The sequence below is a fragment of the Methylophilus flavus genome (assembly GCF_042678905.1).
Taxonomy (GTDB): domain Bacteria; phylum Pseudomonadota; class Gammaproteobacteria; order Burkholderiales; family Methylophilaceae; genus Methylophilus; species Methylophilus flavus.
Window position 1 is genome coordinate 1,236,365 of sequence record NZ_JBHTLN010000001.1, and the last position, 18,933, is coordinate 1,255,297.

The 18,933-nt window shown below is 46.8% G+C and carries 15 protein-coding genes; 3 read left to right on the forward strand and 12 right to left on the reverse strand.

Annotated elements, in window-relative coordinates; translation table 11 throughout:
• Positions 1–164 precede the first annotated feature (164 nt).
• Entirely contained in the window at positions 165–1,022 is an 858-nt protein-coding gene (locus ACFQ2T_RS06055; RefSeq protein WP_379031877.1) for a DUF6279 family lipoprotein, read from the forward strand.
• Between the two features lie 63 nt (positions 1,023–1,085).
• Here ACFQ2T_RS06055 and ACFQ2T_RS06060 read toward each other — a convergent pair whose 3' ends face one another.
• The 3 genes from ACFQ2T_RS06060 to ACFQ2T_RS06070 form a co-directional block, all read right to left on the reverse strand.
• Complete coding sequence (locus ACFQ2T_RS06060) at positions 1,086–1,262, reverse strand: hypothetical protein (RefSeq protein WP_379031879.1); 177 nt, start codon at positions 1,260–1,262, stop codon at positions 1,086–1,088.
• 162 nt (positions 1,263–1,424) lie between these two features.
• Positions 1,425–3,485 carry a hypothetical protein gene (locus tag ACFQ2T_RS06065; protein ID WP_379031881.1) on the reverse strand — a complete coding sequence of 687 codons (2,061 nt, stop codon included), beginning with the start codon at positions 3,483–3,485 and terminating at the stop codon, positions 1,425–1,427.
• Positions 3,486–3,868: 383 nt separating this feature from the next.
• Positions 3,869–4,627 carry an SDR family NAD(P)-dependent oxidoreductase gene (locus ACFQ2T_RS06070; protein ID WP_379031883.1) on the reverse strand — a complete coding sequence of 253 codons (759 nt, stop codon included), beginning with the start codon at positions 4,625–4,627 and terminating at the stop codon, positions 3,869–3,871.
• A gap of 154 nt (positions 4,628–4,781) precedes the next feature.
• Here ACFQ2T_RS06070 and ACFQ2T_RS06075 point away from each other — a divergent pair, with 154 nt between their 5' ends.
• Positions 4,782–5,678, forward strand: a complete 897-nt coding sequence (locus ACFQ2T_RS06075; RefSeq protein ID WP_379031884.1) for a LysR family transcriptional regulator — start codon at positions 4,782–4,784, stop codon at positions 5,676–5,678.
• 2 nt (positions 5,679–5,680) lie between these two features.
• Here the strand turns inward: ACFQ2T_RS06075 and ACFQ2T_RS06080 are convergent, their stop codons facing one another.
• The 9 genes from ACFQ2T_RS06080 to ada form a co-directional block, all read right to left on the reverse strand.
• Positions 5,681–9,169 (reverse strand): TonB-dependent receptor domain-containing protein, encoded by a 3,489-nt coding sequence (locus ACFQ2T_RS06080; RefSeq protein ID WP_379031886.1) that lies wholly within the window; start codon positions 9,167–9,169, stop codon positions 5,681–5,683.
• A gap of 91 nt (positions 9,170–9,260) precedes the next feature.
• Positions 9,261–10,250 (reverse strand): FecR family protein, encoded by a 990-nt coding sequence (locus ACFQ2T_RS06085; RefSeq protein WP_379031888.1) that lies wholly within the window; start codon positions 10,248–10,250, stop codon positions 9,261–9,263.
• 12 nt (positions 10,251–10,262) lie between these two features.
• Positions 10,263–10,769, reverse strand: a complete 507-nt coding sequence (locus tag ACFQ2T_RS06090; RefSeq protein ID WP_379031889.1) for an RNA polymerase sigma factor — start codon at positions 10,767–10,769, stop codon at positions 10,263–10,265.
• 130 nt (positions 10,770–10,899) lie between these two features.
• On the reverse strand, positions 10,900–11,514 hold the full coding sequence (locus tag ACFQ2T_RS06095; RefSeq protein ID WP_379031891.1) for a hypothetical protein: 615 nt from the start codon (positions 11,512–11,514) through the stop codon (positions 10,900–10,902).
• Positions 11,515–11,524: 10 nt separating this feature from the next.
• Positions 11,525–12,217, reverse strand: coding sequence for a hypothetical protein (locus ACFQ2T_RS06100; RefSeq protein ID WP_379031893.1), 693 nt, complete (start codon positions 12,215–12,217; stop codon positions 11,525–11,527).
• A 154-nt stretch (positions 12,218–12,371) separates the two neighbouring features.
• Positions 12,372–13,175, reverse strand: coding sequence for a TonB family protein (locus ACFQ2T_RS06105; RefSeq protein ID WP_379031896.1), 804 nt, complete (start codon positions 13,173–13,175; stop codon positions 12,372–12,374).
• Positions 13,176–13,180: 5 nt separating this feature from the next.
• On the reverse strand, positions 13,181–13,594 hold the full coding sequence (locus ACFQ2T_RS06110; RefSeq protein WP_379031899.1) for an ExbD/TolR family protein: 414 nt from the start codon (positions 13,592–13,594) through the stop codon (positions 13,181–13,183).
• 13 nt (positions 13,595–13,607) lie between these two features.
• The gene (locus ACFQ2T_RS06115) at positions 13,608–14,246 is read right to left on the reverse strand and encodes a MotA/TolQ/ExbB proton channel family protein (RefSeq protein ID WP_379031902.1); all 639 of its coding nucleotides are present in this window, start codon (positions 14,244–14,246) and stop codon (positions 13,608–13,610) included.
• A gap of 215 nt (positions 14,247–14,461) precedes the next feature.
• The gene (gene ada / locus ACFQ2T_RS06120) at positions 14,462–15,535 is read right to left on the reverse strand and encodes a bifunctional DNA-binding transcriptional regulator/O6-methylguanine-DNA methyltransferase Ada (protein WP_379031904.1); all 1,074 of its coding nucleotides are present in this window, start codon (positions 15,533–15,535) and stop codon (positions 14,462–14,464) included.
• Between the two features lie 528 nt (positions 15,536–16,063).
• Here ada and ACFQ2T_RS06125 point away from each other — a divergent pair.
• On the forward strand, positions 16,064–18,925 hold the full coding sequence (locus ACFQ2T_RS06125) for a DUF6701 domain-containing protein (RefSeq protein WP_379031906.1): 2,862 nt from the start codon (positions 16,064–16,066) through the stop codon (positions 18,923–18,925).
• The last annotated feature ends 8 nt before the right edge of the window (positions 18,926–18,933 follow it).

Sequence of the window (18,933 nt, forward strand, 5' to 3'; positions counted from 1 at the left end):
ACGAACCTGGCGGATAGTCATCACGCGCTGCCTGATGAATCCCGGCCTGTTTACCCTGCAGGAATATACAGTCCCGGGAGAAGTTCTACCGTAAGAGACAATGAAAAGATGAGTGATAAGTGACTGTTCCGCAAACTTAGCATTGCAGCCGTGGTCGTACAGTCATGCGAATAATCAAAAACCTGTTTATCCTGGCGCTCGCTTTTTCAATCCTCAGTTGTAGCGTGGTGAAAACCGCTTACAACAACGCGCCTGCGCTGATCGCATGGCGGCTGGATGATTACTTCAATTTCAGTGACGCGCAAAAAGCCAAACTCAAACCCGCACTACAGGAGTTGCATGCATGGCACCGTAAAAATGAGCTGCCGCGTTACGTTGCCTTGCTGGATGATATAAACAACGATCTAGGTCATGAGTTGAGTGCAGAAACCGCCTGCCAGCGCATCGAATCCATCAAATCAAATGCGCAGGCACTGCAAACGAAATTCATCCCTATCATTGTGGACATAGGCGCTACCCTGAGCGATAAACAATTGCAGCATTTCCAGCAAAAGCTGGAAAAACGCAATGCAGAATGGAAAGAGGAATGGTGGCAGGAAACAGCAGAAGAACAGCGCGAGGTGAGACTGGAGAAATCCAAAGAGTATGCTGAAAAAATATATGGGGATTTAAACGAAAAACAAATAAACATCTTAAAACAAAGCATTGCCAGGAATAATGTGGATCCGGCTACCATCTATTCTGAAATTCTACGGCGTGACGAAGATGCTTTGAATATTTTAAAAGCACTACGAAACCCTGCCGCGTCAAACGAAGAAAAAACGCAACTGGTCCGCGCAGGTTTTGAGCGTATGCAAAACAGCCCGAATCTGGCTTACCAGGCTCACATAGATAAAATCACGCAACAAACCTGTGAAACAACAGCCAGCCTGCATGCAAGTACAACTGACAAACAACGGTTGCATGCTCAACAGTGGGTGCAAGATTACAAGACGCAATTCACCCAGCTGCAAAGCAAATAATCTAATGGATTAAGGTGAGTAAACAACAGGCAAAAGAATGCCTGTTGTTTACTCATGCGCTTATTAAATCAACATCCCGCCTGATGCCTCTATCCGTTGCGCATTCACCCAGCGGTTATCTTCAGACAGCAAACTGGTAATCATGGGGCCGATATCATCCTGTACCCCGACTATGCCAAGCGACTCTATTGGTTCGTAGCCTATTGGCTCTCTATTGTGTAAGACTCCATTTGTTAACATGGGTTTATCTGAAACTACTATTAGCCTAATGATGCGTGGCTTAATTTCAGCAAGCCGCAATCAGCGGATTGGATAAGCACAAATAAAAATAGCGAACCCTAAGGACCCGCTATTTTTTGGCAGTGCATTAACAAGAGCAATAGTGCTCACAGCATAATTAGCTTAGAGTATAAAATCACTCGCGGTTAAGCTATTCACTCCGATGAGTGAGATTTGAAAATCAGAAATACCATCGCCATTTACATCACCATAAATAGAATGTGTATCGAGATCGAATCTAAGCTGCCCGGCTCCTCCAGCACCGCCACCTGAAAATGCCGCCGTTCCAACAAAAGTGAATGCGTCATTGACTCCCGTCGTTAGAGAGTTTGCGTCTATTAGAGATAAATCAATGAGGTCTGATTGGGTTTGAGTAAAATCTGTAATTTCGTCTGCAGTTGCAGCGTTACCCACATCAGCAACGCTAGAAAATATGAAATTGTCGCTATCTAATCCACCGGTAAGCACATCTTTTCCTGCACCGCCATTTAACGAATCTGCTCCTGCGCCACCATTTAGCACATCGATACCTGCGCCACCAAACAATATATCGTTGCCACCCAATCCATTTAACGTGTCATTACCACCCAGGCCATCCAAGCTATTGTCAGCATTATTTCCAAGCAAGGTATCTGCAAAACTTGAGCCGATAAGATTTTCAATACTAACAAATGTGTCTATACCAGCGCCCACGGTATTCTGAGAAGTAGTTAATGCCAAATCAACCTTAACGGCTTTTGTAGACTCGCTGTAGCTAGCGGTATCGTTACCATCACCTCCGTTAATGATGTCATTACCTAAACCACCATTCAGAGTGTCATCTCCAAGCTCTCCAAAAAGCTGGTCATTGCCTGCCTCGCCTCTTAAAGTATCTTTACCATCACCGCCGAATATAGAATCATTACCAAAATAACCTCGTATTGAATTATCGTCAGCATCCCCTGTAAGTTTGTCACTGAATTGTGAGCCAAGAATATTATCAAAGTTAGTCAAAACATCCTTGCCGGCACCAATCGTATTTTGTTCTCCAACAACAGATAAATTGACTGTGACAGCGGATGTTGAATACGCATAACTCACCATATTTTTGCCAGCACCGCCATCTAACGTATCATTACCAGCCGCGCCCTCAATAGTGTCATTATTAGTACCCCCAACAATAGTATCATCGCCGGAACCTCCATACAGATAGCTATTGTTGCCATTGCCTCCAATAATCGTGTCATTGCCTGCGCCACCGTCTATAAAGTTACCTAAACTGCGGCTATTACCTGTCAACACATTATTTCCGCTATTACCAATCAGGTTATATATGTCGTTGTTGTCAATTAAAATGGCGTTCTCAACATTTTTACCTAGATAATATGTGGTTGCACTACTATCTATTATTGCCACTTTTACAGTATCTATTCCGCCTGTACTACTTGCTTCCGTCACTCGGTCTTTTACATCATCAATAGTGTAAGTGTCATTACCATTGCCACCGGTCATCGTATCAGCGCCCAAACCACCATCAAGAATATCCGCACCGTCACCGCCAGACAGCGTGTCATTACCTACCCCGCCGCTCAATTCATTATCGCCACTATTTCCTGTAATCACATTATTTAAGGCATTACCTCTAGCATTAATGTTACCAGTACCTTGTAAAATAATGTTCTCTACGTTTTCCACCAGATTTAGGCTGTAACTAAACGTTGTTTTTACTGTATCAATGCCAGAGTTAAAGGCCTCAATAATGACGTCACTGATATCATCATCCAATATGTAAGTGTCATTACCTTTACCGCCTTCCAAGATGTCTGTTCCTAACCCACCGTCTAATATATTCGTACCTGTGGTACCAATAAGATGGTTATTTAAGGCATTACCATTTCCAATTACAGCACTCCCAGTCAGAATCAAGTTTTCCAGGTTCACCCCAAGCGTGTAGTTATTCAATGATGTTTTGACAGTATCGATATCCGTCAAGCTAATCTCGTTAATGATGTCAGCTAAGCTATCAATGATGTAAGTATCGTTACCATCGCCACCGCTAAGGCTATCAGCACCTTTGCCACCGTCCAAGATATCATTGCCATCGCTACCATTAATTGTATCGTTGCCCGATAAGCCATTGATGACATCGTCATCTAATGTGCCATTTAACGTATCAGCACTAAGAGTTCCCTTGATATTCGACATGCACTTCTCCTGCAGATTAAAAAATCTGTTTATATTTTGCTATGGGAAGTAACTTGAACTAGGCTTTCAAAATTACGCTAAAAATATCTTTGACCAGATATTCCAGATTACAAAGCGATTGTAATACAGAAAATTAGTGTAAAACTACAGACAAAATAAAATGTAAAAATTGCTATTTTTATTAACGTTGATGAGTTTTTATTTAAGCCTCAAAGATATAGATATTACTTTTTTCATTAAACGATACCCGTAACTCAGCGCGTATCGATAAAATAATCTTGCTGGGCTTGTGTCAGGTTTAGCTATTAAATTTAGCTTCAAAAAGTAAGACTCAGCAATAAAAAAACAGGCAAAAGAATGCCTGTTTTTTATTCAGGCGCAGATTAAATCAACATCCCACCTGATGCCTCTATCCGTTGCGCATTCACCCAGCGGTTATCGTCAGACAGCAAACTGGTAATCATAGGGCCGATATCATCCGGCACCCCAACGCGGCCAAGCGCTGTTTGTGAGGCAATAAATGCATTCACATCCTTGTTGTCCCGTACCAGGCCCTGGCCAAAATCGGTTTCAATCGCACCTGGGGCTACAGTATTTACCGCAATCCCCCTTGCGCCCAACTCTTTAGCCATATAGCGCGTCAGCACCTCGATGCCGCCTTTCATGGCCGCATAAGCGCTGTAGCCAGGTAAAGTAAATCGTGCAAGACCACTTGAAATATTGATGATGCGACCACCATCGTTGATCAATGGCAACAATTTCTGCGTCACAAAGAAAGTAGATTTGAGGTGGATATTCACCATGTCATCAAAAATCTGCTCAGTCGTTTCCGCAAATGGCGCAGTGATACCAGTGCCGGCATTGTTAATCAGGAAATCAAATTTACCGGCTTGCCATTCTGTTTGTAACGCCTGTTTCAAAGTGTTGGTAAAAGCATCAAAACTGCTGACCTTTGCTACATCCAGTTGTAGCGCCACCGCTTTGCGGCCTAGCGCCACAATTTCATTGACTGTTTCCTGAGCAAGGTCTTGTTTGCTTTGGTAAGTCAACACCACATCGATGCCTTGACGTGCCATTGCCAATGCGGTGTTTTTACCCAATCCACGGCTGCCACCAGTGATTAATCCAATTTTTGTAGTCATTTACTATCTCCTAAAATGATTAAAGGTAATTCAAAGAAAGCATTCAAAGTAAGTTCAGTTTATTGGTATTCGCATAACGGATAAATATGCAAAATTTGACTATACTGTTCGTTATTAATGAACAGTAGAATTTCAAAGAATGGTCGTTTAGAAGATGGATACTAATGAAAGTTTAAAGCGTTTCGTCCGTGTGGCAGAACTGGGCAGTTTTACCAAGGCAGCTGAAAGTCTAAGCTTGCCCAAAGCCAGCGTCTCGCAAGCCATACAGCAACTGGAAACCAAACTGCAAACCCAGCTGTTTCACCGCACCACACGCAAAGTGCAACTGACACCAGATGGTCAGCTGTTTTATGAGAAAAGCAAAGATGTGCTTAGCGAGATTGAAGAACTGGAAACCCTGTTTATCAGCGATGACCGTGAGGTTTCCGGCGTTATCCGCGTCAATATGTCACACCCGATGGCACGTCATCTGGTGATTCCCGCCTTACCGGAATTCCTGCAACGCTACCCTAACCTGTCGATAGACATCAGCAGCGAAGATCGTAAAGTGGACCTGATTAGCGAGGGCTATGATTGCGTGGTGAGAACTGGCGAAGTAGAAGAATCTGGCATGATCATGCGCAAAATTGGTGAAATGCAACAAACCAACTTTGCCAGCCCGGCTTATATCGCTGAACATGGCGAGCCGCTCAACATTGAAGACTTGCAGAACCACTACCTGATTCACTACCAGACCAGCAGCAACAAACGATTTGATGCGTTTGAATACAGTACAAATGGCCAATCCCAAAGCCACAAAATGAAAAGCCGCATCTGCGTGAATAACACCGACGCCTATCGTGCAGCTTGTGCCGCTGGCCTAGGCATCATGCAAGCACCTAGATTCGGCGCGCATGAGTTACTTCAAAGTGGCGGCTTGGTAGAGATTTTGCCAGCGTATACAGCACCGTCCATGCCGGTTTCGATCCTGTTTCCGCATCGAAGGAATTTATCAAAGCGGGTGCGGATTTTTATGGACTGGTTAAGTGAAATAATCACACAACAACTTTAAAATCAATCAGGCACAAAATGCCAATTCAAGCTAAACCAGACTCCTCTCGGGGCCCCTGGGGCAATGAAATTCGTACTCAGCCAGTCACCAGAGTTATGGTTATAACCATCTGGGCCAATTGCACCGTTAATACTTGGTGAGAACGGATTTCTCCCTAACCTACCTGCTGTGAAATACTCACGATCAAAGAGGTTGTTGATCAGCATGGTTGCTGACCACTCTTTATTAAATTTATAGCTGGTTTGAAAATTAAAGACTGCGTAGGCGGGGACTTTCCCCGGGTTTGTAGTCGGTGGGGTTTGAATGACTGTTACAGCGCCTGTTACCGGATCAGTTACAGTTATAGACCGTCTGATAACGCCTTCCCGATGTTCGTTATTTTCATTCCCGCGAATGAAACTATCTGAGTGCAAAACAGTGTTCAAGCCGACAGACCAGGAAGGTGTGACGTCATAACTGATATTTGCATTGATGTTATGCAACGAAACCCCCGGCATTCGACTTCCCGGTTTAACTCGAATAACTTGGCCATAGCCATTGATATTGAAAGAGCTGCTGTTGTCCCGGCTTAGCATTAAAAAGTCGTCTTCAAAGGTTGCATCTGTCAATGCATAATTAACACCAAACCTCCATTTGTCTTTTCTGCCAGAAAGCCCTGCTTCAATCCCACGACGTCGAGTCTTGCCTACCGTATCAAAAAAACCTTGCTGATTTCCAACTGTAATAAAGTAGATGTCATCCTTAAGGTCTGTTTGATAAGCGCCGAGGTTCCATTGCAAATTCTCGCTCAGCGTACCGCGAAGGCCGATATCGTATGTAGTTGCTTTTACCTGAGCTAGGTAAGGATCGCCCGATAGAGTTGTAGGGAGTGTGCATGACCGGTTTTCAGCAATTGATCTTGGCACCATTACACCGCCAGAAAGTGTGGGCGTTTTATCAAATGCACAACCCAGTTCAATCACACTCGGTGTACGCGTACCTTTGGCCCAGTTAGCAAAAAGATTCAGGCTGTCTTTTACTTGCCAGGAAACCCCCATTGAAGGGTTAAAAGAGTAGTAACTAAATTTTTCAGTTTCTGCCGGATCAAGCACACGATTAAGCCGCAAAGGTCTGTAGTTGAGCGGAATACCGGCGCAGTCAGACTGGGTAACAGTGCCATTGCCATCTGTGTCTCCACAAATATTATATTTGTCTGGCTCGGCAATTAAGTCCCCAATACTGTAATTAAGAAAGCCACTTCTAGCGGCAATTTTATTCGTGACATTTGTCTGGTTATAACGACCAGACATACTCAAATGCAGCGTTTCTACCGGGCTCCAGGTCTCGCTGAAATATATACTTTTTGTAACACTGGTACCTTCAAAATTATTATTGGCCAATGGCACAAACGCGCCCGCGAATTGAGGATGGGCTTGGGCAGGATCAAGATATGCATTCCGGTTACTATCCAAGAAACCCAGACGCTGCTCATTCAGGTAATCCGCATTGGCAGAATCAAGTGAAGCGCCAATCATGAACTTATGCTTTTCCAGCTGCCAGTTTGCCTGCATTGACATGCCATTAGTTAACTGATTAATTTGATTGTCAGTGAGCAAAGCGGTGGGGGTTCCGTCGACATATCCGGGTTGGCCATACCCAATCCCATCTACAGCAATTGGATTTCCATATATAGGATCAGTACCAAGATCGTATTGATCTGTTTGGGTTTGGGCACAATTTGAAGTGTTCAAGGTACTTAATGCCATTACATAATTTTTGATAACATCGCCGGTTAATGCATCCTTTGTGAAAAAGAAATCATCCTCAGCATAAATCACTCCTCCGACATTACTAAACAAACCAGGATTAAAGGGTGTAGCAAATGATGTTCTAAAATTTGGCTGATTGAAATAATCCGGATTGATTTCCCCTTCAAAATCTGGCGCTGGTGTACCTCGGTTATATGCATTTTTTTCGCTGAAATTTCGATTTTCCTCAAAAGCATACCGATAAGCTGCAAGCACCTCCTCTGGTAGTTCGGTATTTTTTAAATTTGAGTAGTTAGTAACATCGAGTACGCCATTACTGAAGTCTTGATAAAACTGCGTAGTCTGAAATTCGGCACTTGGGTTGTCTGGGTCCATCTGTGTGTAGATGACTGGAACCACAATGTAATCCGGCACCCCTTTGCCATTCGTGCTGGGAAACAAACAGGTGTATTGATCAGTGCTATTAGGCCGCCTGCGCGCCAATAACTCTTCACTGTAATCAGTCATCGCATCCCCGCCTTTTTGTCGGCGTTTACTGCTGCGACTGTAAAGCTGGCCAGTAAAAGTGAATGTGTCACTTACAAAATAGCTGCCACTGAGTTGAAACTGCGCTAATCGATTTTTGGTCGTGTCCGGGCTGGTAAAAACACTATCGCGATCTTTGTTATACATTTCCGAAGGTATCAAGCCATTACCGGTCAAATCAGTTTGTACAAGCAATGTGCTCAAGTTAAGGTCAAGTTTGTCACCACGATAACTTGCTTTTGAGAATAGTTGGTTCACTTTGCTAGGCGAGTTTTGCCGCCAACCATCTTCCAAGAAAAAATTTCCTGCAGCGAACAGGCCGATGGTGCCATTGTTCCAACCTGCTTCAGCTTGCAATTGCTTTCTACCAAATGAGCCCGTCAGGATATCCGCATCAATACCGGAATTATTAAAGCCGTCTTTGGTTTTCATGGAGACGGCACCGCCCAAAGTGTTCAAGCCAAATATAGGGTTTGATCCGGGAAACACATCTATACCTGCCAAAGCATTCATGGGAATCATGTCCCAGTTGACTACATCCCCGAAAGGCTCATTAACACGGACTCCATCCAAAAACACACTGAGGCCTTGAGGAGTACCGATTTGCGGACCTGCAGTGAACCCTCTGTACTGCAAATCCATCTGGAATGGGTTGCCTTGATAATCATTCACCGTCACTGACTGGAGCTTTCGATTCATTAAATCAGTGATACTCAAAGAATGTGATTCTTTAATTTCTTGTGCAGAGATACTTTGGACGTTACCTGGGATTTCTTCTTTGGTTAAACCTAAGCCCGGTAGTGGACCTACTTCGTAAAAACGTTTGGCACGAACTTCAACCTTATCTAGCTGAACGCTTTTGTCTTCCTTTGCAGCACGCTGAATAAAAATTTTGTCATCTTCAACCCTCCCTTGCAGACCCGTCCCATCCAGCATGCGCTTGATGGCTTCTTTTCGAGTCATGCGGCCTTTGATAGCTGGAGATTTTTTATCGACAATAAGTGCGCTATCGACTGTGAGGGATAAATTAGACTGGATGGAAAACTGCCGTAATGCGGCAGCCAACGGCTGCGCTGGCATATCCACATTCATGGGAATAGAAAAACTATCCTCTTGCTCTTTAGGCACTTGGGTATTGAGTTCTGCATAGATGACAGTTGGCGTCAGCAGGCTTATCAATACTGCCAGAGTGGCATTTCTAATGGTGTTATTTTGCATGGAACATCCGTCGATTACTGGTCGTGTTAGAGGTGTAACCGACGGCAGGGCAAAACGCCTGATATGGTGGGTTAAAAAGAAATGTAAAGAATTACCTGGTAGGTTCGATCACCAGTTTGTTATCCCTGGTTTTTAAAGCGACAGGCACTGAGCGTGGCAATGTGCGGATAAAGTCTTCTATCTCTACCGTTTTGAGTACTGCATTCACTTTAGGTGTGTGCTCACCTGCAAAGCTGGCAGTGACTGACTGCGGGCGGTAACGGGATAATGTATCCGCCACTTCAAACATATCTGCCTGATCAAATACGATGCGGCCACTGGCAAAACTGAAGCTATCACTCGCGTAGCGGTTTACTTTTAACGGCGCATTGCCCTGCATAATTTCAGCCACTTCACCATCGTGCAATATCAATCCTGTTTTTGCACCATCGGCTCGCGCCACTTGCACGCGGCCATGATCAACACTGATACGCACTTTTTTACTCAACTGGTTCACTGCAAAGCGAGTGCCAAGCACGGTGACTTTGGCCTGCTGTGTTTCCACCACAAAGGGGCGTTCAGGGTCTTTAGTCACTTCAAAAATGGCTTCGCCGCGCGTGAGTTTAACCAGGCGCTGATGACGGTAGAACACGATTTCCAGTGCGCTGTTGGCATTGGCGGTGATCACCGAGCCGTCATCCAGCGTGCGTTTGACGATTTGCGCCACGGCGGTGGTTTGCACTTGCGTAGATAGTGGCGCGGCTTGCCAGGTCTGATATTGCGTGCGGCCGAGAAAGCCCAGGCCAACACATAGCAACATGACGGCCAGGCCGGAGCCCAGCTTGGAAAGCTTTTTGCGGCGGGTGGATTGCTCAAAATACAGTTTTTGCGTCAGCGCGTTGGACAGATCTTTGAGCCGGTCAGTAGAGCTAAAATCATCCATTGTTGATTCAACCAGCTGATAGGCAGCCTGGTGCCTGCGGTCAGACAGCAACCACATTTCAAAGGTGGTGCGTTCAGGCGCATCCGGTGCCGCTTCACGCATACGCAAATACCAGCGCGCAGCAGCCTGTTTGATCGAATCGTCGTGTTTGTTTGTCACTGGTTAGGATTACTAGTCATCCGCAATCAGTTCGCGGGCACTGCTTAAATCGATAATGGCACGCATCACATGCCGCTCCACCATATTTTTGCTGATACCTAGCGCTGCTGCAATTTCAGTCTGGGTGTAACCTTCAACCCGGTACATCCAGAACACCTGGCGGCAACGTGGTGGCAGTTGTTCAAGTATCTGCTGGATCATCTCCAACCGTTGTTTAATGTCGTTGAGGTGCTCAACCGAGAGTGTCGGTGTTTCCAGCCATTCACGATTCAGCCCGACTTCAGCCTCAAGGGAAACGAAACGCTGACTGGTGTTGTAAGCATCCACAATCAGGTTTTTGGCGATGCTGCGCATATAGGCATGCGGCTCTTGCCCTTTATTCGTACTGGTCGAAACTGTGTAACGGATAAAAGCATCGTGCAAAATATCTTTAGCCACATGCGGGCATGCAACCTTAAAGCGTATATAGCCGAGCAAATCGGTATATGCCCATTGCAGATTAATCCCGGACCACATCATTGTCTTTTCCATGGCATGTTTGCCGCAAAATTTGTGCCATGCCCGTTAACTTAAGTTCAAGCCTGTAATGGTTGTAATAGGTTATAAAATCACGAGTTGCAACAACCAATATGGCTACATATAACCAGAATTATTTGGGCGCACAGTATTTGAATCGCCTTCTAAACCTGCCTAGACGATGAAAAAATCCCAATATCAACAATCCACTTCCAAACATGAATCCTGTTTGGGGTTCTGGTACGGGGACAAGCACATCAGGGATGCCAATCTGCCAGTTAATTTTTAAAGTCACATAGCCCTGATCAGTGATCTTTCCTTCAGCCCGTCCAAATGACCAGCTGTATTGATATGCACCGGTGTTAGGTAAAGTTAAACTTCTATTATCCTGATTAAAAAGACCACCAATCAAAAAAGGGACTGAAGGGCTCCCAATATCCGGCAGCGAATAATAAGCGCTGAAATCTCCTGACAACGCACCCAAGCTATCGGTCCTTGTAAAAGTACCTGCACCAGGATAATGACTAGGTGAAAAGTCAAACATCGGATAAAACAACGTTAGCGTCACATCGCCATTCGACAATGTACTTTGACCAATGAGGTTGTCTGGATCAAAGTTATCCGGGTCAATCACGCCAGTTTTAGCTATCGTTCCGGTAAATACTTCTTCAAAAGTTTGTACTTTTGCCTGAGCATGTGTGCTGACCAATATGGCCAGACACAGCATTAGTTTATTGATTTTAATCATGGTGCTGTCTCTAGCCTTTGGTGATTAGTAATAATGAGTGGTGAAGTTTGGGAGAAGCGCGTTTACTAAGCATTACACCCAGCAGTAGCAAACCGCTGCTGAACATCCATACTGTCGGAGGCGTAGGTACGCTACTGACCACTGCACCGTTTACTGTCACCCAATCTATGGTAAATGTGAGATATTGCTGGTTGGTCATAAAGCCTTTCAAGAGCCCAAATCCATAATCATTGATTACCCTTTCGCCAGTGATAGGCGAATAGATGGAGTGATCATATTGAAAGTTACCAATGATTTCATAAGGTATGCCCGGAAATTGCCAGGGGTCAGGCCAGATAGACGGGTCAGCAGAATAGAGATTGATATCAAAGTTGCCGGAAAACTTCCTGTTACCATCATCCCTTTCAAAAGTGCCGGCAACAATAAAGAAACTGAAATCATCATCAAAAAGATCGTAAGTGGTTGTCAATGACACATTGTTATTGATGAAAGTAGATTGCCCGCTGTACCAGATAGCATCATTCCTGGTGCTGCGGTCTAAATAACCGGTAAAACTGTCCTGAAACTGCTCAACTTTCGCTTCGGCATTCATGCTGATCAATACAGCCAGGCCGACAATAAGTGTTTTTATTTTCTTTAAAAGCATTAGCGTTACTCTCCCTTTATTATTTGATTCATCGTATCTATTTTGTGAAATAGCCAATACGGAATTTATCCCGTACCCGCCTGTATATGCGTAAAAAAAATTTACCCTGCACCAGCCGGTATGAAATGACTGGTGCAGGGCTTTAAGGCAGGCTTATCAAGATCAACTCGGGAAAGGGACTGACAATGCCTGGTACTACCTGTTGTTATTTTTATTCCAACTTGAAAGACACCGGGATCGTGATCCTGAATGTCTTCTTCCTTAAACTTTCTTTCACGCCCAGTTGCTGAATCGCTTTCTTAACCATGCGCATGGCTTCTTCATCCAACGGCACATGCTTGCTGGTTTCAGCCAATGACACTTGTGTCAGCTCACCCTTGGTGAACTGGGCAACGATAGTGACATCACCTTCCAAATGCCTGCGAATCGCAATCGTCGGATACTGTTTGCTTTTATTCACCAGCGAGCGTAACTGCTCACCGTAGTCACCCCATGCATCAGTGTCGCCGGCAGTGAGCTCGTCTGACTCTGTCGTGACCGGTGTACTTGGCGGTGCTGGGCGCGCTTCTTTAGTCGCGGCCTCTTCAGTCGGGCGGCTTTCGGCATGCGATGTTGCTGAAGTGGCGGCCGCTGCAGGTGCAGGAGCTGGCGGCGTGGGTTCTGTTTTAGTTTGTGTAACCTGCTCCGGTACTTTGTATTCAGAATCGCTATTCGCAGGCGCAGCCAGTACCTGTTTAGGTGTTTGTGCAGGCACCGGTGTCGGTGGCTTGGGAGTCACTTGCGGCTCAGGAGGTGTGATCGTTTCTACCTGTGGTGTCACCGGCTGACTAGGGGAAGGTGCCCTGGCTTTAATCGAGAAAAACTCGATTTCCAGCCGTTCAGGGATTTCCGGCAATTGTATTTTGTTCAAATGTGGGTAAATTGCGACGACCAGCGCATGGATTGCCAGCGAAACAATAACGGCACGCCACACTTTGGCATGGCTATCATCATCCATAAACACCAGGCTGGTCATGTTTACTACTTGCCCGATTCCGGTGACATCACAAAACTGAACTTGCTGATGCCAGCCCGCTGGATGGCTGCCAGTACCTTGGCCACAATGCCATACTCCGCATGTTCATCCGCATAGATCTCAACAGCCGGGTCCTGTTGTGCTTTTAGCGTACCCAGATTGCTGGTCAGGGTGTCCAGTGCCAGCTTCTGCTGGTCGAGGAAGACATCACCGGCATCGGTGATGCTGATATGCGCGGTCTTGGGCACAGTAATGGCGACTTCAGCACTGGCTTTCGGCAGCTTTACTTTCACTGCGTTCATCAGTAAGGGTGCGGTGACGATAAATACGGTCAGCAATACCAGCATCACATCCACCAGCGGCGTAACGTTGATCTCGCTCACCAGGTCTTCCTGTTCTGCATCGCCTAATATAGCCATGGCATTTCCCTCACTAGCCTTCTACACCGGATTGGGTGAGTAAAGACTGGAAGCGGCTGGCAACTTGTTCCATATCTGCACGGTGTACTTTCTGCCTGCGCATAAAGTAGTTATAGGCGAGTACGGCAGGTACCGCAGTGGCGATACCGATGGCGGTGGCAATCAGGGCTTCGCCTATCGGGCCAGCCACCACATCCAGTCCGGCTGAGCCGGTGGCGGTGATAGTCTTGAGCGCATTCATGATGCCCCAGACGGTGCCAAACAAACCTATAAACGGCGCAGTGGAGCCTATGCTGGCCAGGACAGCGACACCGCCATCCATGCGTTTGTGTTCGAGGTAGGCTTGCTGCTTGAGCGAGAGCAGGATGACTTCCTGGCGTTCGTTGCGGCGCAGTACTGAATTGGCCATCACTTCGTTCATGGCGTTCATACCGGCGTTACATAAGCGCGCAAAACTGCTTTCGCTTTTGGAGATCAGTAAAGGTAACTCATAGATACTGCGCGTCTGTTGCCACTCGGACAGGAAGTCTGTGGATTCGCTTTGCGATTTATACCAGGCCCAGCTTTTGATAATGATGATGGCCCACACCACCACCGAGAGCACGCCCAGCAGATACAACACTAAATCTACGATGTCAGGTACCAAATCCATAAATCACCCTTAATATCTAATTGCTTGCGCCAGACTTTGGCGGTTTAGCAAATTATTCTTATGCGCAATACGTAAAAACGTAGTCGGGAAGATATCCTGAATTAATCAGGAACATTACGTATTCACATCCCTATACTTGTTTAATCGCTGAGAGAGCAAAAAACCTGACGTCGTTAACAATATTTTACATATTAAGATGATTTACAGATGAAACGTTATGCTTTTCCTTCCAAACTCAGCAAAGTCTTTTTAAGCTCAACGCCCCAGCGATATCCCGACAGTGATCCATCCAACCGGACTACCCGATGGCAGGGAATAGCCACTGCCAGTGTATTGGCGGCACAGGCACTTGCCACTGCACGTATGGCTTTAGGCATGCCTATCAGTTGGGCAAGTTGCGTGTAAGTGACGGTACTGCCGACAGGAATTTTCTGTAATGCCTGCCATACGCGTTGCTGAAATGCAGTGCCCTGGATATCCAAAGGCAGATTCAGCCCCAGCCTGGGTGATTCAATAAAACCAATCACGGTGGCTACCATAGATTCGAACGCCTCGTCGCCACCAATGAGATTGGCTTTTGGAAACCTGTCCTGCAGCTCACGCAGCAATACTTCTGCATCATCGCCTATTGAAATAGCGCATATGCCTTTCTCACTGCTGGCGACGAGAATATTGCCCAGGCTGCATTCTGCCAGCGCGAAACGAATGGTAGTGTTTAGGCCGCCTTTAAGATATTGCCTGGGTTTCATGCCCAAGGTATGGTTCGCCGTCTCATAAAAGCGGCTATTCGATGCATAGCCAGCGTCATAAATGACATCTGTCACTTTTGATTGAGCAGCCAGTTTTTCACGCATGGTTTGCGCCCTGTGAGCTGAAGCATAGGCTTTGGGCGTTAGCCCGGTGATGGATTTAAACACGCGATGGAAATGGTAAGTGCTGAGTCCGGCATCTGCTGCCAATTGCGTGAGCGTAGGCATCACTTCTGCAGTTTCTATCAGGCGGCAGGACTGTGCGACTTTGCCTGCATGTACTTCAGGCAATGGCAGCTGATCAGGTTTGCAGCGTTTACAAGGGCGGAATCCGGCGCTTTCTGCGCCAGCAGCGGTTAAATAGAAGGCGACGTTTTCCGGGCGCGGTGCGCGAGCCCCGCATGAGGGGCGGCAGTAAATACCTGTTGTTTTCACTGCATAGAAAAACCGTCCGTCAGCCTGGGCATCATGGGCCAGCACCTGTTTCCAGCGAGGATCAGACATCACCTTTTCCGCGATTTCACTTTGCGTTTGTTTCATCATCGACTCTTTACTTTAAGTAAACCGAAGATACATGAGAATCAAATGCTAAACACTCTGACTCTTGCTTTTGAATCTCGGCAGAAGCAAGAACACACGTCGCTCGCTCATCCGCATACCCATATAAAGCTGAATTGAACCCTGTCCAGAGGCTATGCCTTCAGCTGCTTTCAAACGTAGTTAATTGTTTCTACAAAGAAATTCAAAGCGCTACCGAATGGCAACTGCACACCCCGAGACTCTCTTTTAGAAAAGCTATTTTTTCAGCTAGAATGTAAACCATGAATTAACATGTATTAATTTATTGCCTATTTTGAAAATACATGTAAGCATATTTATACAAATATAATTGCATCACAATTAAGCATTGCCAGCCAATTAGATTCATTGACAAATAAAACAAAAAACAATTGGAGACTGTATATGCAATATATCGTCGCTTCATTGAATCTAAAAAAAGCTTCTAAATGCGCAGCTTTTAGCTGGGTCATTCCCTTAAGCCTACTTTTTTTATTGGCGTTCACCAGTATGGCTGCCCAGGCGTTATATTCTTTCCCGGCCGCGCCTGGCGCACCCATGCCACCAGGCTGTACCGGTAGCGCAGGGATATACACCTGTTCTAATAGCTTGAATATCCAGGATCATGTGCAGTTTCTGGATACAGGCAATGTCACTGTCACCTTTAACAACTTGCTGACGATAGGCGGTTTTACCATAGGCAGCGCCACGCAGCTGGCGAATGTCACTTTTGTGGCAAAGGGCCTTGTGACGATGTCTTTCCCTTCGATGTATGCCAGCATCAGCGCGGGCAATAATTCCATCATTACTACTGCGGCCGCCTTTGTGAAAGGCAACCTGACCACAACTAACGGCAGCATGACGGTGTCGGGTACAGTCACCGGGAATGTGTCGGCAACTGGTTTAGGGTCAGTTCTGCTGTTATCGAATGCAGTTGTGAACGGCAATATTATCGGCGCCACTGGCCTGGTGACCCTAAACAGCAATGCGGTGGTCAATGGCAATATTTCCACTACGGCAGGCTCAGTCATCCTTTCCGGCGGCAATCACATTTCATCCACCGTGAATTGCAGTGGTTGCTCACTGATTGTGAATGGTGCCAACAATGTGCTTGGGGCGGATATTAGCGTAGGCAATGTGGTCGGGGCACTTTCGAGCAACACCAGTTACAACGGCGCGATCACCGCCAATCTGTCATCTATCATACTGGGCAGTGGCTCTAGCGTGGCAGGCAATATCACGGCCACCTCTTCAGGATTAGGCGTTTCGTATATTTCAGCGTTTCAAAGCGTGATTAATGGAACAGTGACGGCCACCTCGCAAGTGTCTGCGCAATTGTTTTTGTATTCCGGCTCAGTCGTGCAAGGCGCAGTACAGATGTCCAACAACGGTGCTTTACTGGCGGCTGTGACTACCAATGTATTCGTGGACAGCTCATCCGAGATCAACAACTCGGTCACCGTCACAGGTGTGATCGATAACTGGGGGAAAATTGCCGGTTGCGCCAGAACCACTTCCAGTTATATCTGGGCGATTGTGATGGAATATAACTCGACCACTACCGGCGTGTGCTGTTTCAATGGCAGCAAGTGCTCAACCACCTCGTGCGTGTCAAACCCCTGGAGCTATAAAGTCAATGGCTGCTCGACACCCGCCAATAAATTCACCTGTGTAGACCCTTCAATTTCCAATGCTAACGCGGCCAGCGGGCATTTATTCACCCAGGTTGCCAACGTGGCATTTAATGCCGATGTAGTGGCGCTGTCTGCCGACAGCACCGTGAATACCAGCTTTGTGTCCAAAGGCGATAATAGCAAAACTGTCACCCTGAAGTTCCTGGATTGCGGCGACCCCAGCATATTAGCCAACCAGACCTGTAGCGGCACGACTACGGAAATCACCTCGCAAAGCGTGACGTTTACCGGCACCGATAACGGCAGGAAAACCATTTCAACCACGATTGCCAATGCCTACAAGAATATTCGCTGCCAGGTGACGGATAGCAACGCCAATAACCCGACTTCGCGATCAACCGATAATTTTGCAGTCCGGCCGGAGGCTTTTACCAGTGTGACTTCCAACGCCAATGCGGACACCCTGCTCGGCCTGAATGTCACCGCCAGCCCGGCCATTAAAGCCGGCAGCCCATTCACCTTAACGGCCAGCACCGGTCTTTCAAACTACACCGGCACGCCCAAGATCGATACCGACAAAGTTTCAGCGCATACGGGTGCGGTCAACACCGGCCTACTGACAGGTGTATTTTCAACGACTGCGAATGGCAACGCCAGCGGCAGCAATTTCACTTATAGCGAAGTCGGGTATTTCCGGTTTATGCCTTATGGCGTCTATGACGATAGCTTCACCCAGGTGGATGCCAGCGCAAGGGATTGTGCGGCAGGTTTTTTACCGCTGGGGACGATGAATGCATGCTCATTTGGCTATGTATCCATCAGCCCTTACTACGGCAGGTTTGTCCCGGACCACTTTTTTGTCACCCCTGACTCTAGCGTGACGCAAGCCTGCGGAGCATTCTCTTACTATGGGCAAACTGCTACGCCAAGCACGCCAGCATTAACCACCCCGTTTATCCTTACCGCCAAAAATGCAGCCGGGGCTACCACGCAAAACTACATAGGCTCACCCGCATTTCTACTCACCGACTGGAGTAAATACCAGTTTGCCGCCACACCCTTGAATGGTGCCACGTTGACTAGCGGATCCGCGGTTCCGGCAGTGACAGGCAACTGGGCGAAAGGGGTGGCGAGCATAGTGGCGACACATACGCTTTCCCGCCCGGCATTACCGGTGAGTCCGCAAACCATCACCCTATCTGCGCAACCGCAATATGTGGATGCAGGCGTCACGATTTCTTCGACCAAAACCATCCTGTCATCCAATGTGACTTATTTGTATGGCCGCTTGAATGTGCAAAGTGCGCATGGGTCAGAGTTACTGGCTCTGCCCATCCAGATCGAAGCGCAATACTGGAATGGCAGCGCTTATGTCAGAAGTGCTGGCGACAGTTGCACCTCAGTGCCATTGTCCAGCATTGTCCTGAAAAACTTTAAAGGCAATCTGTCTGCATGCGAAACTTACCTGTCTGGCAGCCCCACTATGAGTAACGGCAAATTAAGTCTCAAGTTAGCCGCACCGGGGATAGGCAGCGATGGTCGACCCAATACCGGCAGCGTGGATATTGCGGTGAACCTGGGCACAATCACTCCGGGTGATCAAACCTGCCAGAGTAGCTCACCCATATCGGCGACAGCGGGGATATTATCTCCCTGGTTTGGCCTCACGGTCGCCAACGCGCGCGCCACATTTGGCATCTATAAAACACCAATCATCTACATGCGCGAGAGTTTTTAAACCTGTAT